Here is an 18,690-nt window from a genome sequence, read left to right as displayed (position 1 = left end):
GGCCTGCGCTAAGCCGCCTACCATGACGCTGCGCCCACTATTCGTCACCCCGATCTATGAAGCGACCCTTACAACAAACCGCAGCTTCGAAAATTTCAACCACGAGATTTTGGAAGCCTGCCAGATGCTGGCCGCGGAGGACCAGGCCGGCCGCGCCTGGTGCCGGGAGCACGGCTACGGCGGCTACACCTCTTACGCCTCGCTGGATGACTTGCCCCAGCGGATGAGCGTCTTCGGCGAGCTGAAGACCCTGCTGGACCGCCACGCCAAGACCTTCGCCGCGGATCTGTCCCTGGACCTGCGCGGCGGCAAGCTGCGCCTGGACAGCCTTTGGGTGAACATCCTGAAGCCGGGCGCGGCGCACTCCGGCCACATCCATCCGCACAGCGTGATCTCCGGCACCGTCTACGTCGCGACGCCGCCCGGGGCGAGCGCGCTCAAGCTGGAGGACCCCCGCCTGCCGCTGATGATGGCCGCGCCGCCGCGCGTGTCGGACGCACCGGAGACGGCCCAGGCTTTCGTCTACCTGCAGCCCGCGCCCGGCACGGTCTACATGTGGGAGAGTTGGCTCCGCCACGAGGTCCCGGCCAACAAGGCGAAGACCCCGCGCGTCAGCGTCAGCTTCAACTACGGCTGGCGCTGACACCGCGCGACGTGTTCCCTTAGGCTCGATGGCCGACACACAGCCGCAATCCGAGAGTTCGTTCGCGCCCCTGACCGCCCGCGCCGTGATGCTGGGCGAGCGGATCGACACGGTCGGCCTGGAGCGCCGCGACGCGCTCTCGACGGTTCCCCTGGCCTTCCGGGTCGGCGAGCAGGGCGTTGCCGTCGTCTTCCGCTATGGCGTGGTCGTGCTGATCGGGCTGGACACCCTGGCGGAGGACGAGGTCCTTCGGCTGATCGCGCCCAGGGTGAGTTCCGCTTTCGAGAAGCGAGAGGAAGAGACCGCGGTCCTGGCCCCCGCCGACGGCGACGAGCGGGTCGATCCCAACGGCCTGGTGAGGATCGCCGACCGCTCGCCGTCGCGGCTGATCATAGTGGCGCACGCCATCGCGGCCAGCGCCGTCCTGGCGCACCATGAGCGCCAGGTGGCGGACGTGCTGGAGACCATCGAGCCGTGGGCCATCGACCTGGCGCGCACCGGCCGCCGCCACGGCGCGCGTCGCAACGTCATCCGGTTGATCGGCCAGGCCCTCCTGGTCGAGCACCGCGTCAGCGGCCGCGTGGCGGCGGGCGACAAGCCCGACCTGTTGTGGGACCGGCCCGACCTCGAACGGCTCTATGCCCGCCTCGAGAACGAGTTCGAGCTGGACGAGCGCGCCAAGGTGCTGAACCACAAGCTGGGCGTGATCGGGCAGACGGCACGGCTGATGACCGACCTCATCGACACCGAGCGATCGCTGCGCCTCGAGGCCGCGATCGTCGTCCTGATCGTCTTCGAGATCGTGCTGACCCTGTACCAGATGGCCCGGGGCCTGCACTGAGGTCTCAGTGGTCGGCGATCACCTGGGGAGCCGCGAACTTCGTCGCGAAGAAGTCGCCCTTGTTCCAGAGCGGCCGGGCGTCGGCGTCGGCGATCTCGCGGGCGATCTCGTAGTTGATGCGGGCGAACTTGGCGCCGGCCGCATAGTCGATGCCCTGGGAGAGGTCGTCGCACGGCCTGTGGTAGCAGCCCGCGAGGAAGCCGCGGAACTTGGCCTCGCCGCCGTTCTGGAAGCCCGTCATCAGGAAGGTCGACGGCACGCCCACTTCCACGAACCGGAAGTGGTCCGAACGGGTGAACAGCCCCTCCTCCGGCATCGGGTCGGCGGACAAGGCCACACCCTCGCGCGCCGCAGCCTTCCGCACCGCGGCGGCCAGGCTGGAGCGCTCGGCGCCGAACGCCACGACATCCAGGAAGTCGTAGGTGAGGATCGGCATGTCCAGGTTCACATTGGCCACCAGCGACGACAGCGACATGGTCGGGTTACGGGCGAAGTACTCCGCACCCAGCAGACCCTTCTCCTCGCCGGTCACCGCCAGGAACAGCACCGAACGGCGCGGCGCCTTGCCGGACACCTGGAACGCACGCGCCACCTCCAGGGTGGTGGCGATGCCGCCGGCGTTGTCCAGCGCGCCGTTGTTGATGCCGTCTTCCTTGACCGGCGGGGTGACGCCGATGTGGTCCAGGTGGGCGGACAGCACCACCACCTCGCCCTTCAGCTTCGGGTCGGAGCCCTCGATCAGCGCGGCGACGTTGGCGCTCTCCAAGGTCTTGGACTCGGTGTGCAGCGTCGCGTCCAGCCTCGTGGCCAGGGGGAAGCGCGGCGGGTCGCCCTTCGGCTTCTCGGCGGCCTCGGCCACCTCGGCGTAGGTCTTCTTCGCGCCCGCGAAAAGCTTGGCCGCGCCGGCGATGCTGACGGTGGCCAGCTGCGGCGTGTCGAGCGCCACGTCGTTGGGCGAGCCGTCCGGCTTGCGCCAGGTCATCGCCCAGCTCTGCCAGGTGCGCTTGCCGTTGGCGAACGGCCGGCGCTTCTCGTCCCCCGGCAGGTAAAGCGAGACCACCCCGACGGCGCCATGCGCCGCAGCCTGGGCGCGCTTGGTGCGGCCGTTGGCGTAGTAGGCCCGCTCCTCGGTCTGGAAGCTTGCCGGCGCCCCCTGCAGGACCACGACGATCTTCCCCTTCACGTCCAGGCCCTTGTAGTCGTCACGCCTATGCTCGGGGGCCACAACGCCGAAGCCCACGAACACCAGCGGGGCGGCGACCTTACGCTCGGCCGGACCGTGGGGCTGGCCCGGCATGACGTCCTCGCCGAACACCAGCGGGACCTCCGCGCCGTCCTTGCCGCGCAGCATGAAGCGGCCCTCGTCGGCCGGCCGGACCGCCAGCAGCGGCACCGGCTGGAAATAGCCGCCGTTCGCGCCGGCGGGCTTCAGGCCCAGCTGGGCGAACTGCGAGGCGACGTAGTTGGCGGCGATGTCATAGCCGGGCGAGCCGGCCTCGCGGCCCTGCAGCAGATCCGAGGCGAGGAAGGCGACGTGCGCGCGCACGCGCTCGGCCGACGCCTGCGATTCGGCGGCCGACTGGGCTTGGGCCGAACCCACGAGCAGCATGGCGGCCGAAACGCCGGCCGCGACTTTTGACAGGTTCATGAAGATTCCCCGGTTCGCCTTCTCTCTAGCGCAAGCGCGCACCGAGGGGCCAGCCGCCACATCCATGCCCTGTCGCCCGCGAGGCAAACAAGCTTCACTATCGTATTTAGTGTGACGACACCCTTGACGGTTGCAATTTACCATTACCAGTCTGAGGCAAGTCTTCACCGGGGTTGTTGTCGGGGGCCGGCGGCGAAGACTCAGCAGTGGGGTAACGAATGTCGGCTTCCGGACTAAAGTATTTACTGTTGGGAACGCTTGCCGTGGGGGCCGTGACCTCCGCGACACCCGCGGCGGCCCTCACGATCGCCCTGAACGACATCGGTGGCGTCACGGGCTCGCAGGCGGAGAAGGGCTTCCGCATCGCGGCCAAGTATTGGGAATCGGTTCTGACGAACTCCGGCACCGTCGACCTGAACGTCGGCTTCAGCAGCCTGGGCTCGGGGATCCTGGGCGGAACCAGCAGCGCCCTCGCCACCTACGTGCCGATCGACCTCTACTACGACCTCCTGGGCGCCAGCGGTAACAGCGCCCTGGACGCGATCGCCGTCTCCAACCTGTCGCCTACCAACGCGGCGGGAAGCGTGCAGGTGACCGTGCCGGGCGAGACGGTCCCCGGCGGCGGCGTGGACCCGTTCTCGACGCGCCTGGCGCCCACCGACGGCTCCGAGATCAGCAGCACGATCGCGCTGTCGACAGCCAATGTCCTGGCCCTCGGCTTCGACATCAATCCCGGCGCCGACGCGGAGATCCAGTTCTCCAGCGACTTCGCCTTCGACTTCGATCCGACCGACGGCATCGCCACCGGCAAGTACGACTTCATCGGCGTCGCGGTGCATGAGATCGGCCACGCCCTGGGCTTTATCAGCGGCGTCGACGACTTCGACTTCGTCGCGGGCACGGACGATCCGGTCGATCCGTACTGGTGGGGCTATGGCGCGGACATGTTCCGCTACAGCGACGCCGACAAGCTGGACTGGAGCATTGGGACGTCGTCGTATTTCTCCATCGACGGCGGCCAGACCGCGCTGTTCGACGGCTACTTCTCGACGGGGACCGACTACGGCAACGGATGGCAGGCGTCGCACTGGCTCCCGCCGAACGACGCCAGTCAGCCTTGCGTCGATTTCCGCGGCATCATGAACCCGTACATCTGCAGCCGGTTGGTGGACTCCGTGACGGGCCTCGACCTGGCGCTGTTCGACGCCATCGGCTGGAACATCAACTTCGACGTCCTGGCCGACAACAACGCCTACGACTTCACGACGGCCCAGATGTACGACAAGTTCCTAGCCGAGGTGCCCGAGCCTGGGACTTGGGCGCTGATGATCCTGGGCTTCGGCCTGACGGGCCAGATGGTCCGCCGCCGCCGGCTCGCGCCGACCCCCGGCTGAGAAAAAGGAAGCGCCACCGGCTTCGAACCGGCGGCGCTTCTTTCGTCCTGGGCTTTGGCGCCTAGCTGTCGAGGAAGCTGCGCAGCTTCCGCGACCGCGAGGGGTGCTTCAGCTTGCGGAGCGCCTTGGCCTCGATCTGGCGGATCCGTTCGCGGGTGACCGAGAACTGCTGACCGACCTCTTCGAGGGTGTGGTCGGTGTTCATGCCGATGCCGAAGCGCATGCGCAGCACGCGTTCTTCCCGCGGCGTCAGCGAGGCCAGCACGCGGGTGGTGGTTTCCCGCAGGTTCGACTGGATGGCCGCGTCGATCGGCAGGATCGCGTTCTTGTCCTCGATGAAGTCGCCCAGGTGGCTGTCTTCCTCGTCGCCGATCGGCGTCTCGAGGCTGATCGGCTCCTTGGCGATCTTCAGGACCTTGCGCACCTTCTCCAGCGGCATGGCCAGCTTCTCGGCCAACTCCTCGGGGGTCGGTTCGCGGCCGATCTCGTGCAGCATCTGGCGGCTGGTGCGGACGATCTTGTTGATCGTCTCGATCATATGCACCGGGATGCGGATGGTCCGCGCCTGGTCGGCGATCGAGCGGGTGATCGCCTGGCGGATCCACCAGGTCGCGTAGGTCGAGAACTTGTAGCCGCGGCGGTACTCGAACTTGTCCACCGCCTTCATCAGGCCGATGTTGCCCTCCTGGATCAGGTCCAGGAACTGCAGGCCGCGGTTGGTGTACTTCTTGGCGATGGAGATCACGAGGCGCAGGTTGGCCTCGACCATTTCCTTCTTCGCCTGACGGGCCTCGCGCTCGCCCTTCTGCACGGTCTGGACGATGCGGCGATAGTCGTCGATCGGCACGCCCGTTTCCTGGGCCAGGGCCGCGATCTCGTTGCGGATGTCCCCGATCTGGCCGGCGTCGTTCTCGGCGAACTTGGTCCAGCGGACGCCCAGGGCCTTCACCTGGTCGCCCCAGTCCGGGCGCATCTCCTGGCCGAAGTAGGCCTTGAGGAATTCCACCCGGCTGATGCCGTAGCTGTCGGCCAGCCGAAGCAGGCGGCCTTCCAGGACCATCAGGCGCTTGTTGATCGCATAGAGCTGCTCGACCAGCGCCTCGATGCGGTTGTTGTTCAGCTTCAGGGTCTTGAGGTGCTGGACGATGGCGCCGGCGGCCGTCTGGTAGGCGGCGCGGTCCTTGTCGGCCAGGTCCTCGCCTTTCAGGCGCTGGGCGACCAACTTCTCCTGCAGGAGGCGGAAGGCTTCGAACTCGCCGGCGATGGCGTCCAGGGTCGCCATGACCCCTTCGCGCAGTTCGGCCTCCATCGCGCTGATGGTCGGGCCGGCGCCGTCGTCGAATTCGTCGTCGTCGTCGCTTTCGCCCTTGGCGACGGCCTCGCCGTCCTCGTTGACCTCGGGCGCCTCTTCCTCGACCTCGGCCGGCGGCGGCGCGTTGGCGGCCAGTTCCTCGGCTGCGGCGGCGTTCATGCCGCCGTAGGTCTGTTCGAGGTCGATCACCTCGCGCAGCAGGATGCGGCCGCCTTCCAGCTCCTCGCGCCACACCATGATGGCTTCGAAGGTCAGCGCGCTCTCGCACAGGCCGCGGATCATCGTGTCGCGGCCGGCCTCGATGCGCTTGGCGATGGCGATTTCGCCCTCGCGGGACAGCAGCTCGACCGAGCCCATCTCGCGCAGGTACATCCGCACCGGGTCGTCCGTACGGTCGTAGGCCGGCTCCTTCGTCGTCTCGACGACGGCGGACTCCTCGCGGACCGCGACCTCGCCGCCCTCGGCGTCGTCCTCGGATTCCACGACGTTGACGCCCATCTCGCTCAGCATGGCGAGGGTGTCTTCGATCTGTTCCGAGGTGACTTCCTCGGAGGGCAGGACCTTGTTCAGCTCGTCCATCGTGACGTAGCCGCGGGTCTTAGCCTGCTTGATGAACTTCTTGACCGCCGCATCCGTCAGGTCGAGCAGCGGACCGTCGCCGGCTGTGGTCTCTGGCGTATCGGCTTCGGCCGTGTTTGCGCTCATCTAAATCTCCGACATCGGCTGCCGTCCCATGCAAGGGACGGGCCGAAAATGGTGGGCGGCGGCCCAGGATCGAGAGGTCGCGTCAATACGACCCGCAGTCCGCCGAAATCGTTCCCGTCTTTCTCGAATGCGCCAGTGGATACGCCGGCCCGGCCAAGTCAGACGCCGCCATAGGACAACCACCACGAAAGTTTCCCTTCGCAGCGCCCTGTGGCGTCGACCGCGGAACGGCGCGACCACTGCGATTTCCGCGCAACCGAGGGAGACATCATCATCCGCGTGGGGGGCGCGTCCGTGTTCGCAACGGCCCATCGATGTCTATCGTCACGCGCTAAATGCGCAGGACGGCAGATGGCGCGTGACACGCGCAGTGTCAAGACACCGCCATCCACAGGGGAATGCGCACCGGACGTTTCGCCGCAGGGTGGCGACCGCTTGCGTCGATAGTCCGACCGTCAATGCGGCAGGACCACCGCACCGCCCTCTTCGCCGTTGGCCCAATCGCTCTTCAGCAGCTTGCGCAGTTGGTCGCGCTCAGCCTTCAGGCTGTTCAGCGCGGTGACGTCCTGGTCGCGGGAGAGGTCCTGGGCCGCGGCGCTCACGGCGCGCTCCAGCGACTCCAGCTGCATCAGGAGATCGAAGGCCTGGCGCCAGAGCTGGCGCGCCCGCTCGCCGGTTTCCTTCAGGAACGGCGCGCTGACGCCCGCCCGCTCGGCCTCCTTCTGCAGCCGCACGAAGTCGGCGGGCGTGAAGCCCTTGGCCTGCAACCGGCGCAGCGAGGCGTCCATCTCCAGGTGCTCGGCCTCGTAGCGCAGGCTGACCAGCTCCTGGGCCAGGCCGTCCAGCTTCTCGTCGCCGAAGCCGTGCGACCCGACGCGCTCGATGGCGTCGTCGATCACCCCCGGATCGCGCACCGCCGCCACGGCCAACGCCGCCGACAGGGCCCGCGGCGCGCCGCGCAGGCGCTCCATGGCGTCCTTGGTCTCCACATGGGCGCCGGCCAGCGGCGCCTTGCGCTTGTCCCAGCGGGCCCGCGACAGCTCCCGGCCCGCCGCGCCCACCGTGTAGACCGGTTGGCGGGTCGGCCACAGGCCCTCGAAGCGGGCGAGCAGGTCCTCCTTGTAGGCCTGGGCCAGATCCGGGTCGGCGATGGTGGCGGCCAGCTTGCGCAGCCGCACCTTCAGCGCGGTCTTGCGTTCGGGGGTGTCGAGGTCTTCCAGGTCCTTCTCGCGCAGGAACAGGGCCTCGGCGAACGGCGTGGTCTTTGAGAGCTGGGCCTTCAACACCGCCGGCCCCTGTTCCCGCAGGACGTCGTCCGGGTCCTTGCCGCCCTCGACGAGCGCAAAGCGGAAGCTCTTACCCGGCTTCAGCAGCGGCAGCGCCCGGTCGATGGCCCGCCCCGCCGCCTGCCGTCCGGCCCGGTCGCCGTCGAAGCACAGGGTGGGCTCCGGGTGGTGGCGCCACAGCACCTCCATCTGGTCCTCGCCCAGCGCCGTGCCCATGGCCGCCACCGCCGGCACGCCCGCGCGCTGACAGGCGATCACGTCCATATAGCCTTCCACCACCACCAGCGGCGGCTCCTCGCCGGCCGGCGCGGCGGCGATGATCTTGCGCGCCTCGGACAGGCCGTAGAGCTGGTGGCCCTTGTGGAAGACCACCGTCTCGGGGCCGTTCAGGTACTTGGCGCGGGCCTGCGGGTCCATCGCCCGGCCGCCGAACGAGACCACCCGGCCTCGCACGTCCAGGATCGGGAAGATGATCCGGTCGCGGAACCGGTCGTAGGCCGCCCCGCCGTCCTCGGGCGCGATCAGCAGGCCGGCCTCGATCAGCTCGGGCGGCCGCGCGCCCTTGGTGACCAGGTAGTCCTTCAGCGCCGTGCGCCCGCCCGGCGAGAAGCCCAGCCGAAACCGCGACCACTCGCTCTCGGGCAGGCCGCGCTTCTCCAGATAGGCCCGCGCGTCGCGGCCGGACGGCCGGCGCAGTTCGCCCTCGAACCACTGGGCGGCCATCTCCAGCCACTCGCCCAGGCCGTGGCGCTTCTTGTCCTGCTCCTGCCCCCGCGGATCCAGCGCCGGCAGCGGAACCCCCGCCTCGGCCGCCAGCCGCTCCACGGCCTCCGCGAAGGTGAGCCGCTCGGTCTCCTGCAGGAAGGTGATCAGGTCGCCGGTCTTGCCCGACGAGAAGTCGAAGAACTGGCCCTTGTCGTCGTTCACGTAGAACGAGGGCGTCTTTTCCTTGTTGAACGGCGACAGGCCTACGTACTCGCGGCCCTGCTTGCGCAGCTTCACGGTCCGGCCGATGACGTCCGACGGCCGCAGCCGGGACTTCACCTCCTCCAGAAACCGCTCGTCAAATCGCCCGACCATTGCACCTGCACCTGCGGTCCGGGCGGCTCAAGACGCACCCCCCGCCGCCTGTGAATCGCGGGAACAACCGAGGAGCATTGTGGATAGATTCGGCGTCAGAAACGGACGCCTCCTCTCCCCCGACACGAAGTGCGAGGGGAGAGGGTAGGGTGAGGGGCGGCTCGTGAGACCGGTTCGCGCCAATGGTCCAGCGATGACCCAGTGTCGGCGCCACTGATCCTCGCGGGACCCACGGGGGAGCTTCGAGGCCCAGCCGCCCCTCACCCTACCCTCTCCCCTCTCGCTTCGCGGGGGGCGAGGACAACTAGATGTGCGTGAGCTTGTCCGGATTGCGCACCGCATAAACCGCGGCGATCTTCCCGTCCTCGCCGGGCTCGAAGGCGAAGGTGGCCGGGCCATCCTCCAGCTGGATCAGGAACCCCGGATAGCCGTTCACCCGCACCGCCACGATGTCGCCCACCCATTGCGGGCCATGGCGCCAGCGCAGGCGCTCCAGCAGCCGGATGATGTCTTCGCGTCCGACCATGACCCGGAGGGCCGCCGTGCGCTTGCCGCCGCCGTCCGACACCATGATGGCGTCCTCGGCCAGCAGCTCGGTCAGCGACTTGGTGTCGGCGGTCCGCGACGCGGTCATGAACGCAGCGGCGAGTTGCATCATCCGGTCGTGGTCCACCGAGAACCGCGGACGGGCGTCCTGGACGTGCTGGCGGGCGCGGGCGGCGAGCTGGCGGATCGCCGGTTCCGTGCGCTCCAGCGTGCCGGCGACCTCGGCGTAGTCCTGGTCGAACACGTCGTGCAGCAGGAATACGGCACGCTCCAGTGGCGACAGGCGCTCCAGAGCCAGCAGGAAGGCCACCGAGACCTCCTCCGCCTTCTCCACGGGATCGTCGGTCAAGGGCTCGATCAGCGGCTCCGGGAGCCACGGGCCCCTGTACGCCGCGCGCTCGGCCTTGGCGGCGCGCAGGCGGTCGATGCAGAGGCGGGTGGTGGCGCGGACGAGCCAGGCGGCGGGGTCGGTGACGCCCTCTCCCGCCCGCTGCCAGCGGATCCAGGCGTCCTGGACCGCGTCCTCGGCCTCCGAGACCGAGCCCAGCATGCGGTAGGCCAGCCGCTTCAGCCGCTGGCGATTGACCTCGAAGGCGTCGGTGAGGCTCGCATCCATCACCGCGATCCTACGCCGCCAGCCGGAGCGGGGCGACGGTCTCGCCGCCCACCTTCACCCGCGAGCACGCCTTGCCGTAGCCCAGGGCGTACTTCAGCGTGGGGTACATCCGCGCCTGGGTGAGCATCAGGCCGATGGCGACCAGCCCCTTGTCGCCCCAGCGGCGGACGATCTCATCGCGCAGCGGGTCGCAGGCTTCCATGTCGCGAGCCAGGCTGGCCTGGGCGAAGCGGTAGGCGAGGCTCGCGGTCTCGCCCATGGCGTCCAGATCGCCGGCGATGACGGCCCGGATGATGGCTGGGTCCATGCCGTTCGCTGTGGCGATGTCCACGCCCACCTGCACGCAGGGGCCACAGTCCTCCGACAGCGTGCCGACCAGGCCGGCGGCGAACAGCGCCTCCATCGGCGCGGCCTTGCGGTCCGCCGCCTGGCTGCCGAGGCTGAATTTCAGCAGGCTGGCGGGGCTCGCCCGCAGCACGTGGCGCATGTAGCTGGCGTCGTAGTCGAAGGTCTTCTCGAACTTGTCGAGCCAGCGGGAGAGGAGGATCTTCAGCATCGGTCAGGCTCCTTTCGGCTTGCGGGTGAGGGCCAGCGCCAGCGGGATCGCGGCGAACACGTAGATGGCCAGGAAGTCGCGCTTGAAGTCAGCCAGCGGCGTCGATCCGCAGGTGGCGTCGTACACATGGATCGCCGCATGGATCGTCAGCCAGGCGGCCGTGGCGGCCATCGCCGCCCACCCCTGCGCCGGCCGCCAGGCGAACCAGGCCATGCCCAGCGCGCCCATCAGGTAGACGGCGCCGATGTCGCGGACAAAGTGCGGGTTGAACGGCCCGGTCTGCGGCACGCCCGGAACCGCGTCGTACCAGGGCAGCGGCGCGAACAGCATCGCTGCGCTGTTCGCCGCGAAGAGCAGGGCCATCAGCCCGGCCAGATATCGATCCCAGTTCCGCATGCGCCCAATCCCTCGGTTTCAGGCCAAGGACGGAGCGGTGGGCGCGGCTGTGACATGGGCGCCGCGGAATCTCTCGTCAGGTCAGCGAACCCACCCACGCCGGCAACTCGGAGATGCTCTTCAACTCGGCGAACCGCGGATGCTCGCCGGGGGGTTCGGCGACCTCGTGGGCCCAGGTGATGTGGTAGGGGATGTAGGCCCCCCAGCAACCCGCCTCGAGCGCCGGCAGGATGTCGGAGCGCATGGAGTTGCCGCACATCACGGCCTCCGCCGCCCCGCTGCCGTAGCGGTCGAACACCCGCGAATAGGTCGAGGCGTCCTTCTCGCTGACGATCTCCACGGCGGCGAACAGGTCGCCCAGGCCCGAGGCGGCCAGCTTCTGCTCCTGGTGCAGGAGGTCGCCCTTGGTGATCAGCACCAGCCGGTACCCCGCCTCCGACAGTTCGGCCAGCGCGTGGTCGACCCCCGGCAGCGGCTCCACCGGCTCGGACAGCATCTCGCGGCCCGCGGCCAGGATGTCGGCGATCAGGCGCCCCGGCGGCTCGCCCTGCGTCAGCTCCATCGCCGTCTCGATCATCGAGAGCGTGAAGCCCTTCACGCCGTAGCCGTAGAGCCGCAGGTTGCGCTTCTCCACCTCGGCCAGCTTGGCGTTGGTGGTGTCGCGGTCGGCGAAGTCCGCCAGCATCTCGCGCAACCGGTCCTGGGTCAGGCGGAAGATCGTCTCGTTGTGCCAGAGCGTGTCGTCGGCATCGAGGCCGACCGTGGTGATGCGCATGGAGGTTCCCTTAAGGCGCGGCCCCCGCCTTGCGCAATCGCCGGGCGCCTCATGCGTTCGACTTGGGCGCCGGGCGTCAATCCCCCGCGCGCCCGGCGATTGCGAACCTCCGGTAACCCGCGCGACGCATGCTTTCGGCGGGTGAGTCGGGGATCGTGCGTATGGCGTCAGGGGGGCTCAAGGGTTGGTTCGCGCGGCTGACCGGCGCGGCGGCGCTCGCCGATGCGAGGGCCCAGGCCGAGCTCGCCGAGGCGCGGCTGCGCGACGCCATCGACGCGATTCCCGAGGGCGTCGTCTTCCTGGACGCCGAGGGCCGCTACATCCTCTGGAACCGGCGTTACGCCGAGATCTACCACCGATCGGCCGACCTGTTCCGGCCGGGCGCCCGGCTGATCGACACCCTGCGCGAAGGTGTGCGGCGCGGCGACTATCCCGACGCCATCGGGCGCGAGGAAGCCTGGCTGGCCGAGCGGGAGGCCAAGCTCGCCACCGCCACCGGCCAGCGCCATGAGCAGCAGGTAGCCGACGGCCGCTGGCTGATGATCGAAGAGCGGCGCACGTCGGACGGCGGCGTCATCGGCCTGCGCGTCGACATCACCGAGATGAAGCGCCAGGCCGAGGCGCTGGAACAGGCCCTGGCCCACGCCGAGGCCGCCCATCGGGCCAAGGCCGAGTTCCTGGCCGACATGAGCCACGAACTGCGCACCCCGCTGAACGGCGTCGAGGGGCTGGCCCGGGCGCTCGACGCCTCCAAGCTCGACCCGACGCAGCGCGGGCTGGTCGCCGACATCCGCGCCGCCGCCCGCCAGCTCGACCGGCTGGTCAGCGGCCTGCTGGACTATGGCGACGCGGACCTCGCGCCTGAGGAAGGCGCCCACGTGGCGCCGGACCGGCCGCTGCGGGTCCTGGCGGCGGACGACAACCCCACCAACCGCAAGGTCATCGAACTGATGCTGGAGGCCGCGGGCGTCCAGGTGGTGACGGTGGAGAACGGCTTCGAGGCGGTCGAGGCCTGGCGGGCTGGCGGCTTCGATGCTGTGCTGATGGATCTGCGGATGCCGGTGACCGACGGCCTGAGCGCGATCCGGGCGATCCGGGCGGAGGAGGAGGCGCTGGGCCGCGCCCGCATTCCGGCCATCGTGCTGTCGGCCAATACCTCCCCCGACGATCGCGCCGCCAGCGCCGCCGCCGGCGCGGACGGGCACATCGGCAAGCCGATCCGCGTGGACGTCCTGTTCGCCGCCATGGAATCGGCGCTCGCGGCCGCCGCGGCCTAGCTGCCGGTGACGGGAACCGGCTCGGGCTCGGGGCCGCCCACCCAGCGATAGACCACGCCCGCCAGCGCCGCTCCGGCGATCGGGGCCAGCCAGAACAGCCACAGCTGGCCGATCGCCCAGTCGCCGACGAAGACCGCCACGCCCGTGCTGCGCGCCGGGTTCACCGAGGTGTTGGTCACCGGGATGCTGATCAGGTGGATCAGGGTCAGGCACAGGCCGATGGCGATCGGCGCGAAGCCCTTCGGCGCGCTGCCATGCGTCGAGCCCAGGATCACGAACAGGAAGCCGAAGGTCATCACCACCTCGCAGACCAGCGCCGCCAGCAGGCCATAGTGGCCGGGCGAGTGCTCGCCGTAGCCGTTGGACGCGAAGCCGGCCGCTACGTCGAAGCCCGGGGCGCCGCTGGCGATCACATAGAGGATGCCGCCGCCGGCGATCCCGCCCAGCACCTGGGCGGCCACATAGGGCAGGAGGTCCTTGGCGGGGAACCGGCCGCCCACCAGCAGCCCGACCGACACCGCGGGATTGAGATGACATCCGGAGACGTGGCCGATCGCATAGGCCATGGTCAGGACCGTCAGCCCGAAGGCCAGGGAGACGCCCAGCAACCCGATGCCGACGTCGGGAAATGCGGCGGCCAGCACGGCCGAGCCGCAGCCGCCCAGCACCAGCCACAAGGTTCCGAGGAATTCCGCCGACAACCGCTTGACCAGGCTCATCGCGCCCTCCGCGTCCGCGGTGGAAACAGAGACCGCACTCAACCGGAGGTCAAGTGAAGTTCACCCTCGGTCAGGCGGCGCAGGCCTTGTGCGCCTTGGTGACCCGTTCGGTCGAGGCGGGGAAGCGGGCCAGCGCGTCGGCCGGCCGGATCGGCCGCTCCACGAGGTTGCCGCCGCAGTTGGGGCAGACGCCGCCCAGGCGGTTGTCCACGCAGTCGGCGCAGAAGGTACACTCGAAGGTGCAGATGCGGGCGTCGCGGCTGTCGGGCGCGAGGTCACGGTCGCAGCATTCGCAGTTGGGTCGGAGGGCGAGCATGCCGTGACTCTAGCTCACGTCGCGAACGGCTGGAATGCCAGACTTCCCTCGTTTCCAGCCAGCTATTCGCCGAAGCCGTCGCCGGGCTCGCGCACCGGCTCCAGGCGCAACAGGCGCGAGTCCGCCACGCCGGCCGTCCTGTGCGCCACGAGCTGGCGGTACTCGGGATCGCGGACCATGGCGATGAACGCCTCGGAGCTCGGATATTCGGCGATGAAGGCGATGTCCCACGCCTCGGCGCCCGGCCCGGTCACCATCACCTGCGGCTTGCCCACCCAGACCTGCCTGCCGCCGACGCGGGTGAAGATGTGGGCGGTGGTGCGGCCATAGGCGCGGTAGGCGTCCAGGCCGGTAAGGTCGCGGCCATGGTCAGGGTGACCTTCGGGATATTCCGCCCGCGGCTTGAGCTTCACCAGGTTCAGCATCTGGATCGGCTGGTCGCGCGGCAGGGCTTTGAAGACCTCCCAGGCCTCGCGGTCCGGATCGATATAGGCCATAGGTCCCTCGCGTCGCATTGACCCCGCGTCCGGGACTCACTACCTACGCCGCCGTTTGCCCACAAGGAGCCCCAACTATGTCGCGTGATCTGCTGCCTGGCGTCACCGGCGTTCTGGTGCTGGCCGACGGGACCGTCCTGCAGGGCGTCGGCGTCGGCGCGGTGGGTGAGGCCGTGGGGGAGGTGTGCTTCAACACCGCCATGACCGGCTACCAGGAGATCCTGACGGACCCCTCCTACATGGCCCAGATCGTGGCCTTCACCTTCCCCCACATCGGCAATGTCGGCACGAACATCGAGGACATCGAGCAGATGTCCGGCTCGGCCGAGACGGCGGCCCGGGGCGCGATCTTCCGCGACCTGCCGACCAAGCCGGCCAACTGGCGCGCCGACAGCGACCTGGAGACCTGGATGACCCGGCGCGGCGTCATTGGCCTGGCCGGCGTCGACACCCGGGCGCTCACCCGCGTCATCCGCGAGAAGGGCATGCCGCACGCCATGATCGCCCACAGCCCGGATGGCGTGTTCGACCTGGACGACCTGGTCGCCAAGGCCAAGGCGTGGTCGGGCCTGGAGGGCCTGGACCTGGCCAAGGACGCCTCGTGCCTGCAGCCCTTCACCTATGACGAGGGTCTGTGGGACTGGAACGGCGGCTACGCCAAGCCGGGCCAGCCCAAGTACGAGGTGGTGGTCGTCGACTACGGGGTGAAGCGCAACATCCTGCGCGCGCTCACCTCGGTGGGCGCCCACGTCACGGTCGTGCCGGCGAAGACCACCGCGGAAGAGATCCTGGCGCGCAATCCCGACGGCGTGCTGCTGTCCAACGGCCCCGGCGACCCCGCGGCCACCGGCGAATACGCGGTGCCCGAGATCAAGAAGCTGGTCGACAGCGGCAAGCCGGTGTTCGGCATCTGCCTGGGCCACCAGATGCTGTCGCTGGCGCTGGGCGCCAAGACCGTGAAGATGGACCAGGGCCACCACGGGGCGAACCACCCGGTGAAGGACCTGACCACCGGCAAGGTCGAGATCGTCTCGATGAACCACGGCTTCACGGTCGATCGCGACAGCCTGCCGGAGCCGGTGGTGGAAACCCACGTGTCGCTGTTCGACGGCACCAACGCGGGCCTGGCCCTCAGGGACCGCCCCGTCTTCTCAATCCAGCACCATCCCGAAGCCTCCCCCGGCCCCACGGACAGCCTCTACCTGTTCGAACGCTTCGCCGGCCTTATGGACAAGGCGAAGTAGGCCGGAGCTACCAGCCGATGTGCTCGAGGATTTCGGGGAAGAACTGGACGAAGACGTCCAGGTCGTCCTCCAGCGCCTCGTAGCTGCCGCCCGGCGCCAAGTTGGCGTCGTAGGCGAAGATCGGATCGCCGCTGCCGTCCAGATAGGCCCGGACATAACGCTTCTTGAGGTTCCACTCGTTGGCCTTGGCGGCCGGCAGCGGGTCCTTCAGGTCGAAGCTGGCGACGAACTGCACGGCGCGGCAGCGGCGGTCCGCGCAGTCGTAGAGGTCGATATTGAAATTGACGCCGTCCTTCTGGGTGGCGACGTAGGGCTCGCCGGCGTCGGTCTTGGCGATCTTCGCGTCGAAGCCGGCGCTCTTCATGAAGGCCAGCACCTCTTCGACCGTGAGGCCCGCGTCGGGGATCGGGCGCGCCTGGGCTGCGCCCACGCCCAGGACCAGCGCGGAGACGGCCGCCAGCAACATGCGCTTCATCACGACTCCCAGGACATAGGCCCGCGGAGAACGGCGCCGCGCCCCGCGTCTTCGCGGAGGGCGGCGCCCGTTCCTACAGCTTCGACAGCTTGCCGACGCCGATCACCGGGCCGCTCGGGCCGTCGGGGTTCTTGGAACCGCCGGGCGGTTCGACCGACACGGCCAGGGCCGCGCCTTCGGCCATCTTAGCCATGACTTCCGTCGGCAGCGCGATGACCTTGGCCTTGCCGGACTCCACCAGGCCCAGGGACTTGGGATTGTCCTGGCCGGCGATCAGCCACAGCTCGTGCACCTTGTCGCGGTCGGAGCCTTCCGGCAGCAGCGAGGTGACGATCAGGGCCTTGCGGTCGGGGTCGTAGGAGGCCGTGAACAGCGGCTGGACGCGGCTGCCTTCCTGGCTGACGACGCTGGCGCTGAGCAGTTGCCCCTGCGGCTGCACCGGGATCTGGCGCTCCACCACCACCGGCGGCTGGTTCACCTGCACCAGGACGCCCGCAAGGCTGGCCGCGGCCAGGGCGAAGCCGCCCACGGCCGAGTTCCGCCAGAAGCGCAGCCTGTTCATGATCGCGCCGTTGTCGTTGGCCGGCGCGCGGGATTCGTTGGCCGGCAGCAGGCGCTCGATCCGCGGCCACAGGCCGGCCGGGGCCGGGACAGCCTCCACGCTCTCAAGCATGGGCGCCAGGCGCGCGCGCCAGGCCTCTACATCGGCGGCGAAGGTCGGCTCGCGGGCCATGCGGGTCTCGGCCTCGGCCCGTTCGCGGGCATTCAGAACGCCAAGCGCATGTTCGGCGGCCAGGGCTTCGTCTTCGGACAGGTCAGGGGCTTCGCTCATGACTGGAGGCACCCCTTCAGCTTCGCCAGTCCCCGACGGATCCAACTCTTAACGGTGCCAAGCGGAGCATCCATGCGCTTGGCTAAGGCTTCGTAAGTGACGCCCTCGAAAAACGCCGTCCGGATGACCGACTGGGTGCGGTCGTCCAGTTCCGACATGCATCCGTGCAGCCGGTTCCGGTCGTCCGCCGCGGACAGCAGCGTCTCGGCGCTGTCCTGCCCGTCGGCGATTTCCAGGTCGTCCACCTGCTCGGCGTAGGCCATCGGCCCGCGCGCCCGCAGCCGGTCGATCGCCCGGTTCCGCGCGATCGTCGATACCCAGGTCATCACGCTCGCGCGGGCGCCGTCGAAGCGGTCAGCCCGTCGCCATATGGTGACGTACACGTCCTGCAAAACGTCCTCACTCTCCTCGCGGTCGGAGAGGATACGGAGGCAGACGCCAAATAGCTTCGCGGAGGTGGCCTGGTACAATTGTCGCAGGGCCTCGCGCTCGCCCGCGGCGATGCGTTCCATCAGCGGCGTCAGGATGTCGGTTGTCGTCGCGGCGGCGGCCAAGGCAGTCCCTATGGTTGTGTCGCTTTGATCAGCGAACGAATTAAGGCGAAGCTGCCTCGCTGCGCCGCAAGACGCAAGCATTCCCGTATCAAGGGAAGCGGGGAATCGTGACGGTTGCGCCGGGAGGCGCCTGGTCGACGGTCATCAGGCGCGCGGGTTCGTCGCCGATCACCTGGGCCTCGTGCCACTGGTCGACGGCGTCGACCATCCAATCGCCGGCGACGGCTTCACGCGCCTCGCCCGTGTCGAGGTTGGTGATCTTCAGCCGCCCGGCCAGCAGGTTCACGACCCGCGGGTAAGGATGTTTATGGACCGGCAGGCGGCCGCCCGCGGGGATCACCGTCTGGGTGATGACGACCCGCAAGGCGCCTTCCGGGGCGCGGATGGGCTGGCCCGAGAGCGTGGCGTCGATCGTCACCGGCTTGCCGGGCGGCGGCGGAACCTGGGCCGCAGCGGGCGGGGCGAGCGCGGCGGAAGCGAGCAGGACGAGGGCTGGGATCGGCAGGGTGCATCGCATGGGCCCCACCCTGCCTTGGCCGTGAGCCAAGCGCTAGGCGGCGGCGGCCTTCGTGGTGGCCTTGCGCGTGGCGGCGCGCTTTTCCTTGGCGCGCTCCAGTCGCGCCTCCTTGCGCTGGTCGGCCTCGGCCTGCAGCGGCTCCAGAAGCTCGGCGGCGGCCGCCTTCTGCTTCTCGTCACCCTGTTCGCTGAGGCGCCGCGCGTTGGCCAGCAGGTTCACGACCTCGTCGTCGCTGAGGGTCGGGATTCTGTCGAGCAGGCTCATGGCGACTCCGCATGTCATGGAGCGCCGAACATCGACGCCCACAAATATAGAGCCCCAGGCCGGGGTTAGTTGCGTGATTCGCTTGAGAAATTTCCGGGAACCAAAGATCGGGTGGCGACTTGCCGACGCTGGCGTCGGAAGCGTGCTTGCGCGAGCCGCCCTACCCCTCTAAATCGCCCGCTTAACCTGCAGTTCTG

The 18,690-nt window shown here is 69.1% G+C and carries 20 protein-coding genes; 5 read left to right on the top strand and 15 right to left on the bottom strand.

Translation table 11 applies throughout. The features are described 5' to 3' along the window. Positions 1-22 precede the first annotated feature (22 nt). A complete protein-coding gene (locus EPO51_RS16140) occupies positions 23-643 on the top strand; it encodes a TIGR02466 family protein (RefSeq protein WP_293352371.1) in 621 nt (206 codons plus the stop codon). Between the two features lie 28 nt (positions 644-671). Then, a complete protein-coding gene (locus tag EPO51_RS16135; protein WP_293352369.1) occupies positions 672-1,484 on the top strand; it encodes an RMD1 family protein in 813 nt (270 codons plus the stop codon). Between the two features lie 4 nt (positions 1,485-1,488). Here EPO51_RS16135 and EPO51_RS16130 read toward each other — a convergent pair whose 3' ends face one another. Continuing rightward, positions 1,489-3,132 carry a M28 family metallopeptidase gene (locus EPO51_RS16130; RefSeq protein ID WP_293352367.1) on the bottom strand — a complete coding sequence of 548 codons (1,644 nt, stop codon included), beginning with the start codon at positions 3,130-3,132 and terminating at the stop codon, positions 1,489-1,491. Between the two features lie 272 nt (positions 3,133-3,404). On the opposite strand from EPO51_RS16130, the gene EPO51_RS16125 reads away from it, so the two are divergent. Then, positions 3,405-4,526, top strand: coding sequence for an NF038122 family metalloprotease (locus tag EPO51_RS16125; protein WP_293352365.1), 1,122 nt, complete (start codon positions 3,405-3,407; stop codon positions 4,524-4,526). A gap of 61 nt (positions 4,527-4,587) precedes the next feature. On the opposite strand, the gene rpoD is transcribed toward EPO51_RS16125, so the two are convergent. The 6 genes from rpoD to EPO51_RS16095 form a co-directional block, all read right to left on the bottom strand. Beyond that, a complete protein-coding gene (rpoD, locus tag EPO51_RS16120) occupies positions 4,588-6,543 on the bottom strand; it encodes an RNA polymerase sigma factor RpoD (RefSeq protein ID WP_293352363.1) in 1,956 nt (651 codons plus the stop codon). A 455-nt stretch (positions 6,544-6,998) separates the two neighbouring features. Continuing rightward, positions 6,999-8,909 (bottom strand): DNA primase, encoded by a 1,911-nt coding sequence (gene dnaG, locus EPO51_RS16115; RefSeq protein WP_293352361.1) that lies wholly within the window; start codon positions 8,907-8,909, stop codon positions 6,999-7,001. A 304-nt stretch (positions 8,910-9,213) separates the two neighbouring features. Further along, complete coding sequence (gene sigJ, locus EPO51_RS16110; protein WP_293352360.1) at positions 9,214-10,071, bottom strand: RNA polymerase sigma factor SigJ; 858 nt, start codon at positions 10,069-10,071, stop codon at positions 9,214-9,216. 10 nt (positions 10,072-10,081) lie between these two features. Continuing rightward, the gene (locus EPO51_RS16105; RefSeq protein ID WP_293352358.1) at positions 10,082-10,627 is read right to left on the bottom strand and encodes a hypothetical protein; all 546 of its coding nucleotides are present in this window, start codon (positions 10,625-10,627) and stop codon (positions 10,082-10,084) included. Positions 10,628-10,630: 3 nt separating this feature from the next. Next, entirely contained in the window at positions 10,631-11,023 is a 393-nt protein-coding gene (locus EPO51_RS16100) for a hypothetical protein (protein ID WP_293352357.1), read from the bottom strand. Positions 11,024-11,099: 76 nt separating this feature from the next. Further along, positions 11,100-11,798 carry an HAD family hydrolase gene (locus tag EPO51_RS16095; RefSeq protein ID WP_293352355.1) on the bottom strand — a complete coding sequence of 233 codons (699 nt, stop codon included), beginning with the start codon at positions 11,796-11,798 and terminating at the stop codon, positions 11,100-11,102. Between the two features lie 161 nt (positions 11,799-11,959). Between EPO51_RS16095 and EPO51_RS16090 the strand changes: the two genes are divergently transcribed. Then, the gene (locus tag EPO51_RS16090) at positions 11,960-13,075 is read left to right on the top strand and encodes a response regulator (protein WP_293352353.1); all 1,116 of its coding nucleotides are present in this window, start codon (positions 11,960-11,962) and stop codon (positions 13,073-13,075) included. On the opposite strand, the gene aqpZ is transcribed toward EPO51_RS16090, so the two are convergent. The 3 genes from aqpZ to EPO51_RS16075 form a co-directional block, all read right to left on the bottom strand. After that, entirely contained in the window at positions 13,072-13,794 is a 723-nt protein-coding gene (aqpZ, locus tag EPO51_RS16085; RefSeq protein ID WP_293352351.1) for an aquaporin Z, read from the bottom strand. The two genes, EPO51_RS16090 and aqpZ, sit on opposite strands and share 4 nt — an antisense overlap. A gap of 70 nt (positions 13,795-13,864) precedes the next feature. After that, the gene (locus EPO51_RS16080) at positions 13,865-14,110 is read right to left on the bottom strand and encodes a DUF1272 domain-containing protein (RefSeq protein ID WP_293352349.1); all 246 of its coding nucleotides are present in this window, start codon (positions 14,108-14,110) and stop codon (positions 13,865-13,867) included. A 62-nt stretch (positions 14,111-14,172) separates the two neighbouring features. Beyond that, positions 14,173-14,607 (bottom strand): DUF1330 domain-containing protein, encoded by a 435-nt coding sequence (locus EPO51_RS16075; RefSeq protein WP_293352347.1) that lies wholly within the window; start codon positions 14,605-14,607, stop codon positions 14,173-14,175. A gap of 77 nt (positions 14,608-14,684) precedes the next feature. Here EPO51_RS16075 and carA point away from each other — a divergent pair, with 77 nt between their 5' ends. Next, positions 14,685-15,851, top strand: coding sequence for a glutamine-hydrolyzing carbamoyl-phosphate synthase small subunit (gene carA / locus EPO51_RS16070; protein WP_293352345.1), 1,167 nt, complete (start codon positions 14,685-14,687; stop codon positions 15,849-15,851). 7 nt (positions 15,852-15,858) lie between these two features. On the opposite strand, the gene EPO51_RS16065 is transcribed toward carA, so the two are convergent. The 5 genes from EPO51_RS16065 to EPO51_RS16045 all read right to left on the bottom strand — a co-directional run bounded on the left by EPO51_RS16065 (position 15,859) and on the right by EPO51_RS16045 (position 18,493). Further along, positions 15,859-16,326: a YbjN domain-containing protein gene (locus EPO51_RS16065; protein ID WP_293352343.1), complete on the bottom strand. Its 468-nt coding sequence runs from the start codon at positions 16,324-16,326 to the stop codon at positions 15,859-15,861. 73 nt (positions 16,327-16,399) lie between these two features. Beyond that, positions 16,400-17,158 carry an anti-sigma factor gene (locus EPO51_RS16060; RefSeq protein WP_293352341.1) on the bottom strand — a complete coding sequence of 253 codons (759 nt, stop codon included), beginning with the start codon at positions 17,156-17,158 and terminating at the stop codon, positions 16,400-16,402. Further along, positions 17,155-17,712 (bottom strand): sigma-70 family RNA polymerase sigma factor, encoded by a 558-nt coding sequence (locus tag EPO51_RS16055; protein WP_293352339.1) that lies wholly within the window; start codon positions 17,710-17,712, stop codon positions 17,155-17,157. Before EPO51_RS16055 ends, EPO51_RS16060 begins: the two co-directional genes overlap by 4 nt. Positions 17,713-17,800: 88 nt before the next feature. Next, positions 17,801-18,229: a cupin domain-containing protein gene (locus tag EPO51_RS16050; RefSeq protein ID WP_293352337.1), complete on the bottom strand. Its 429-nt coding sequence runs from the start codon at positions 18,227-18,229 to the stop codon at positions 17,801-17,803. A gap of 33 nt (positions 18,230-18,262) precedes the next feature. Then, positions 18,263-18,493, bottom strand: coding sequence for a hypothetical protein (locus EPO51_RS16045; RefSeq protein ID WP_293352335.1), 231 nt, complete (start codon positions 18,491-18,493; stop codon positions 18,263-18,265). Between the last annotated feature and the right edge of the window lie 197 nt (positions 18,494-18,690).

Origin of the sequence: Phenylobacterium sp., from assembly GCF_004297125.1 — a bacterium.
GTDB lineage: Bacteria > Pseudomonadota > Alphaproteobacteria > Caulobacterales > Caulobacteraceae > Phenylobacterium.
This window is presented reverse-complemented; position numbering and strand designations above follow the sequence as displayed.

What these genes read in the sequence shown, in the direction of transcription:
- EPO51_RS16140 (WP_293352371.1), top strand. Translation starts at nt 23, where the DNA reads ATGACGCTGCGCCCACTATTCGTCACCCCGATCTATGAAGCGACCCTT.
- EPO51_RS16135 (WP_293352369.1), top strand. Translation starts at nt 672, where the DNA reads ATGGCCGACACACAGCCGCAATCCGAGAGTTCGTTCGCGCCCCTGACC.
- EPO51_RS16130 (WP_293352367.1), bottom strand. Translation starts at nt 3,132, where the DNA reads ATGAACCTGTCAAAAGTCGCGGCCGGCGTTTCGGCCGCCATGCTGCTC.
- rpoD (WP_293352363.1), bottom strand. Translation starts at nt 6,543, where the DNA reads ATGAGCGCAAACACGGCCGAAGCCGATACGCCAGAGACCACAGCCGGC.
- dnaG (WP_293352361.1), bottom strand. Translation starts at nt 8,909, where the DNA reads ATGGTCGGGCGATTTGACGAGCGGTTTCTGGAGGAGGTGAAGTCCCGG.
- sigJ (WP_293352360.1), bottom strand. Translation starts at nt 10,071, where the DNA reads ATGGATGCGAGCCTCACCGACGCCTTCGAGGTCAATCGCCAGCGGCTG.
- EPO51_RS16105 (WP_293352358.1), bottom strand. Translation starts at nt 10,627, where the DNA reads ATGCTGAAGATCCTCCTCTCCCGCTGGCTCGACAAGTTCGAGAAGACC.
- EPO51_RS16100 (WP_293352357.1), bottom strand. Translation starts at nt 11,023, where the DNA reads ATGCGGAACTGGGATCGATATCTGGCCGGGCTGATGGCCCTGCTCTTC.
- EPO51_RS16095 (WP_293352355.1), bottom strand. Translation starts at nt 11,798, where the DNA reads ATGCGCATCACCACGGTCGGCCTCGATGCCGACGACACGCTCTGGCAC.
- EPO51_RS16090 (WP_293352353.1), top strand. Translation starts at nt 11,960, where the DNA reads ATGGCGTCAGGGGGGCTCAAGGGTTGGTTCGCGCGGCTGACCGGCGCG.
- aqpZ (WP_293352351.1), bottom strand. Translation starts at nt 13,794, where the DNA reads ATGAGCCTGGTCAAGCGGTTGTCGGCGGAATTCCTCGGAACCTTGTGG.
- EPO51_RS16080 (WP_293352349.1), bottom strand. Translation starts at nt 14,110, where the DNA reads ATGCTCGCCCTCCGACCCAACTGCGAATGCTGCGACCGTGACCTCGCG.
- EPO51_RS16075 (WP_293352347.1), bottom strand. Translation starts at nt 14,607, where the DNA reads ATGGCCTATATCGATCCGGACCGCGAGGCCTGGGAGGTCTTCAAAGCC.
- carA (WP_293352345.1), top strand. Translation starts at nt 14,685, where the DNA reads ATGTCGCGTGATCTGCTGCCTGGCGTCACCGGCGTTCTGGTGCTGGCC.
- EPO51_RS16065 (WP_293352343.1), bottom strand. Translation starts at nt 16,326, where the DNA reads ATGAAGCGCATGTTGCTGGCGGCCGTCTCCGCGCTGGTCCTGGGCGTG.
- EPO51_RS16060 (WP_293352341.1), bottom strand. Translation starts at nt 17,158, where the DNA reads ATGAGCGAAGCCCCTGACCTGTCCGAAGACGAAGCCCTGGCCGCCGAA.
- EPO51_RS16050 (WP_293352337.1), bottom strand. Translation starts at nt 18,229, where the DNA reads ATGCGATGCACCCTGCCGATCCCAGCCCTCGTCCTGCTCGCTTCCGCC.
- EPO51_RS16045 (WP_293352335.1), bottom strand. Translation starts at nt 18,493, where the DNA reads ATGAGCCTGCTCGACAGAATCCCGACCCTCAGCGACGACGAGGTCGTG.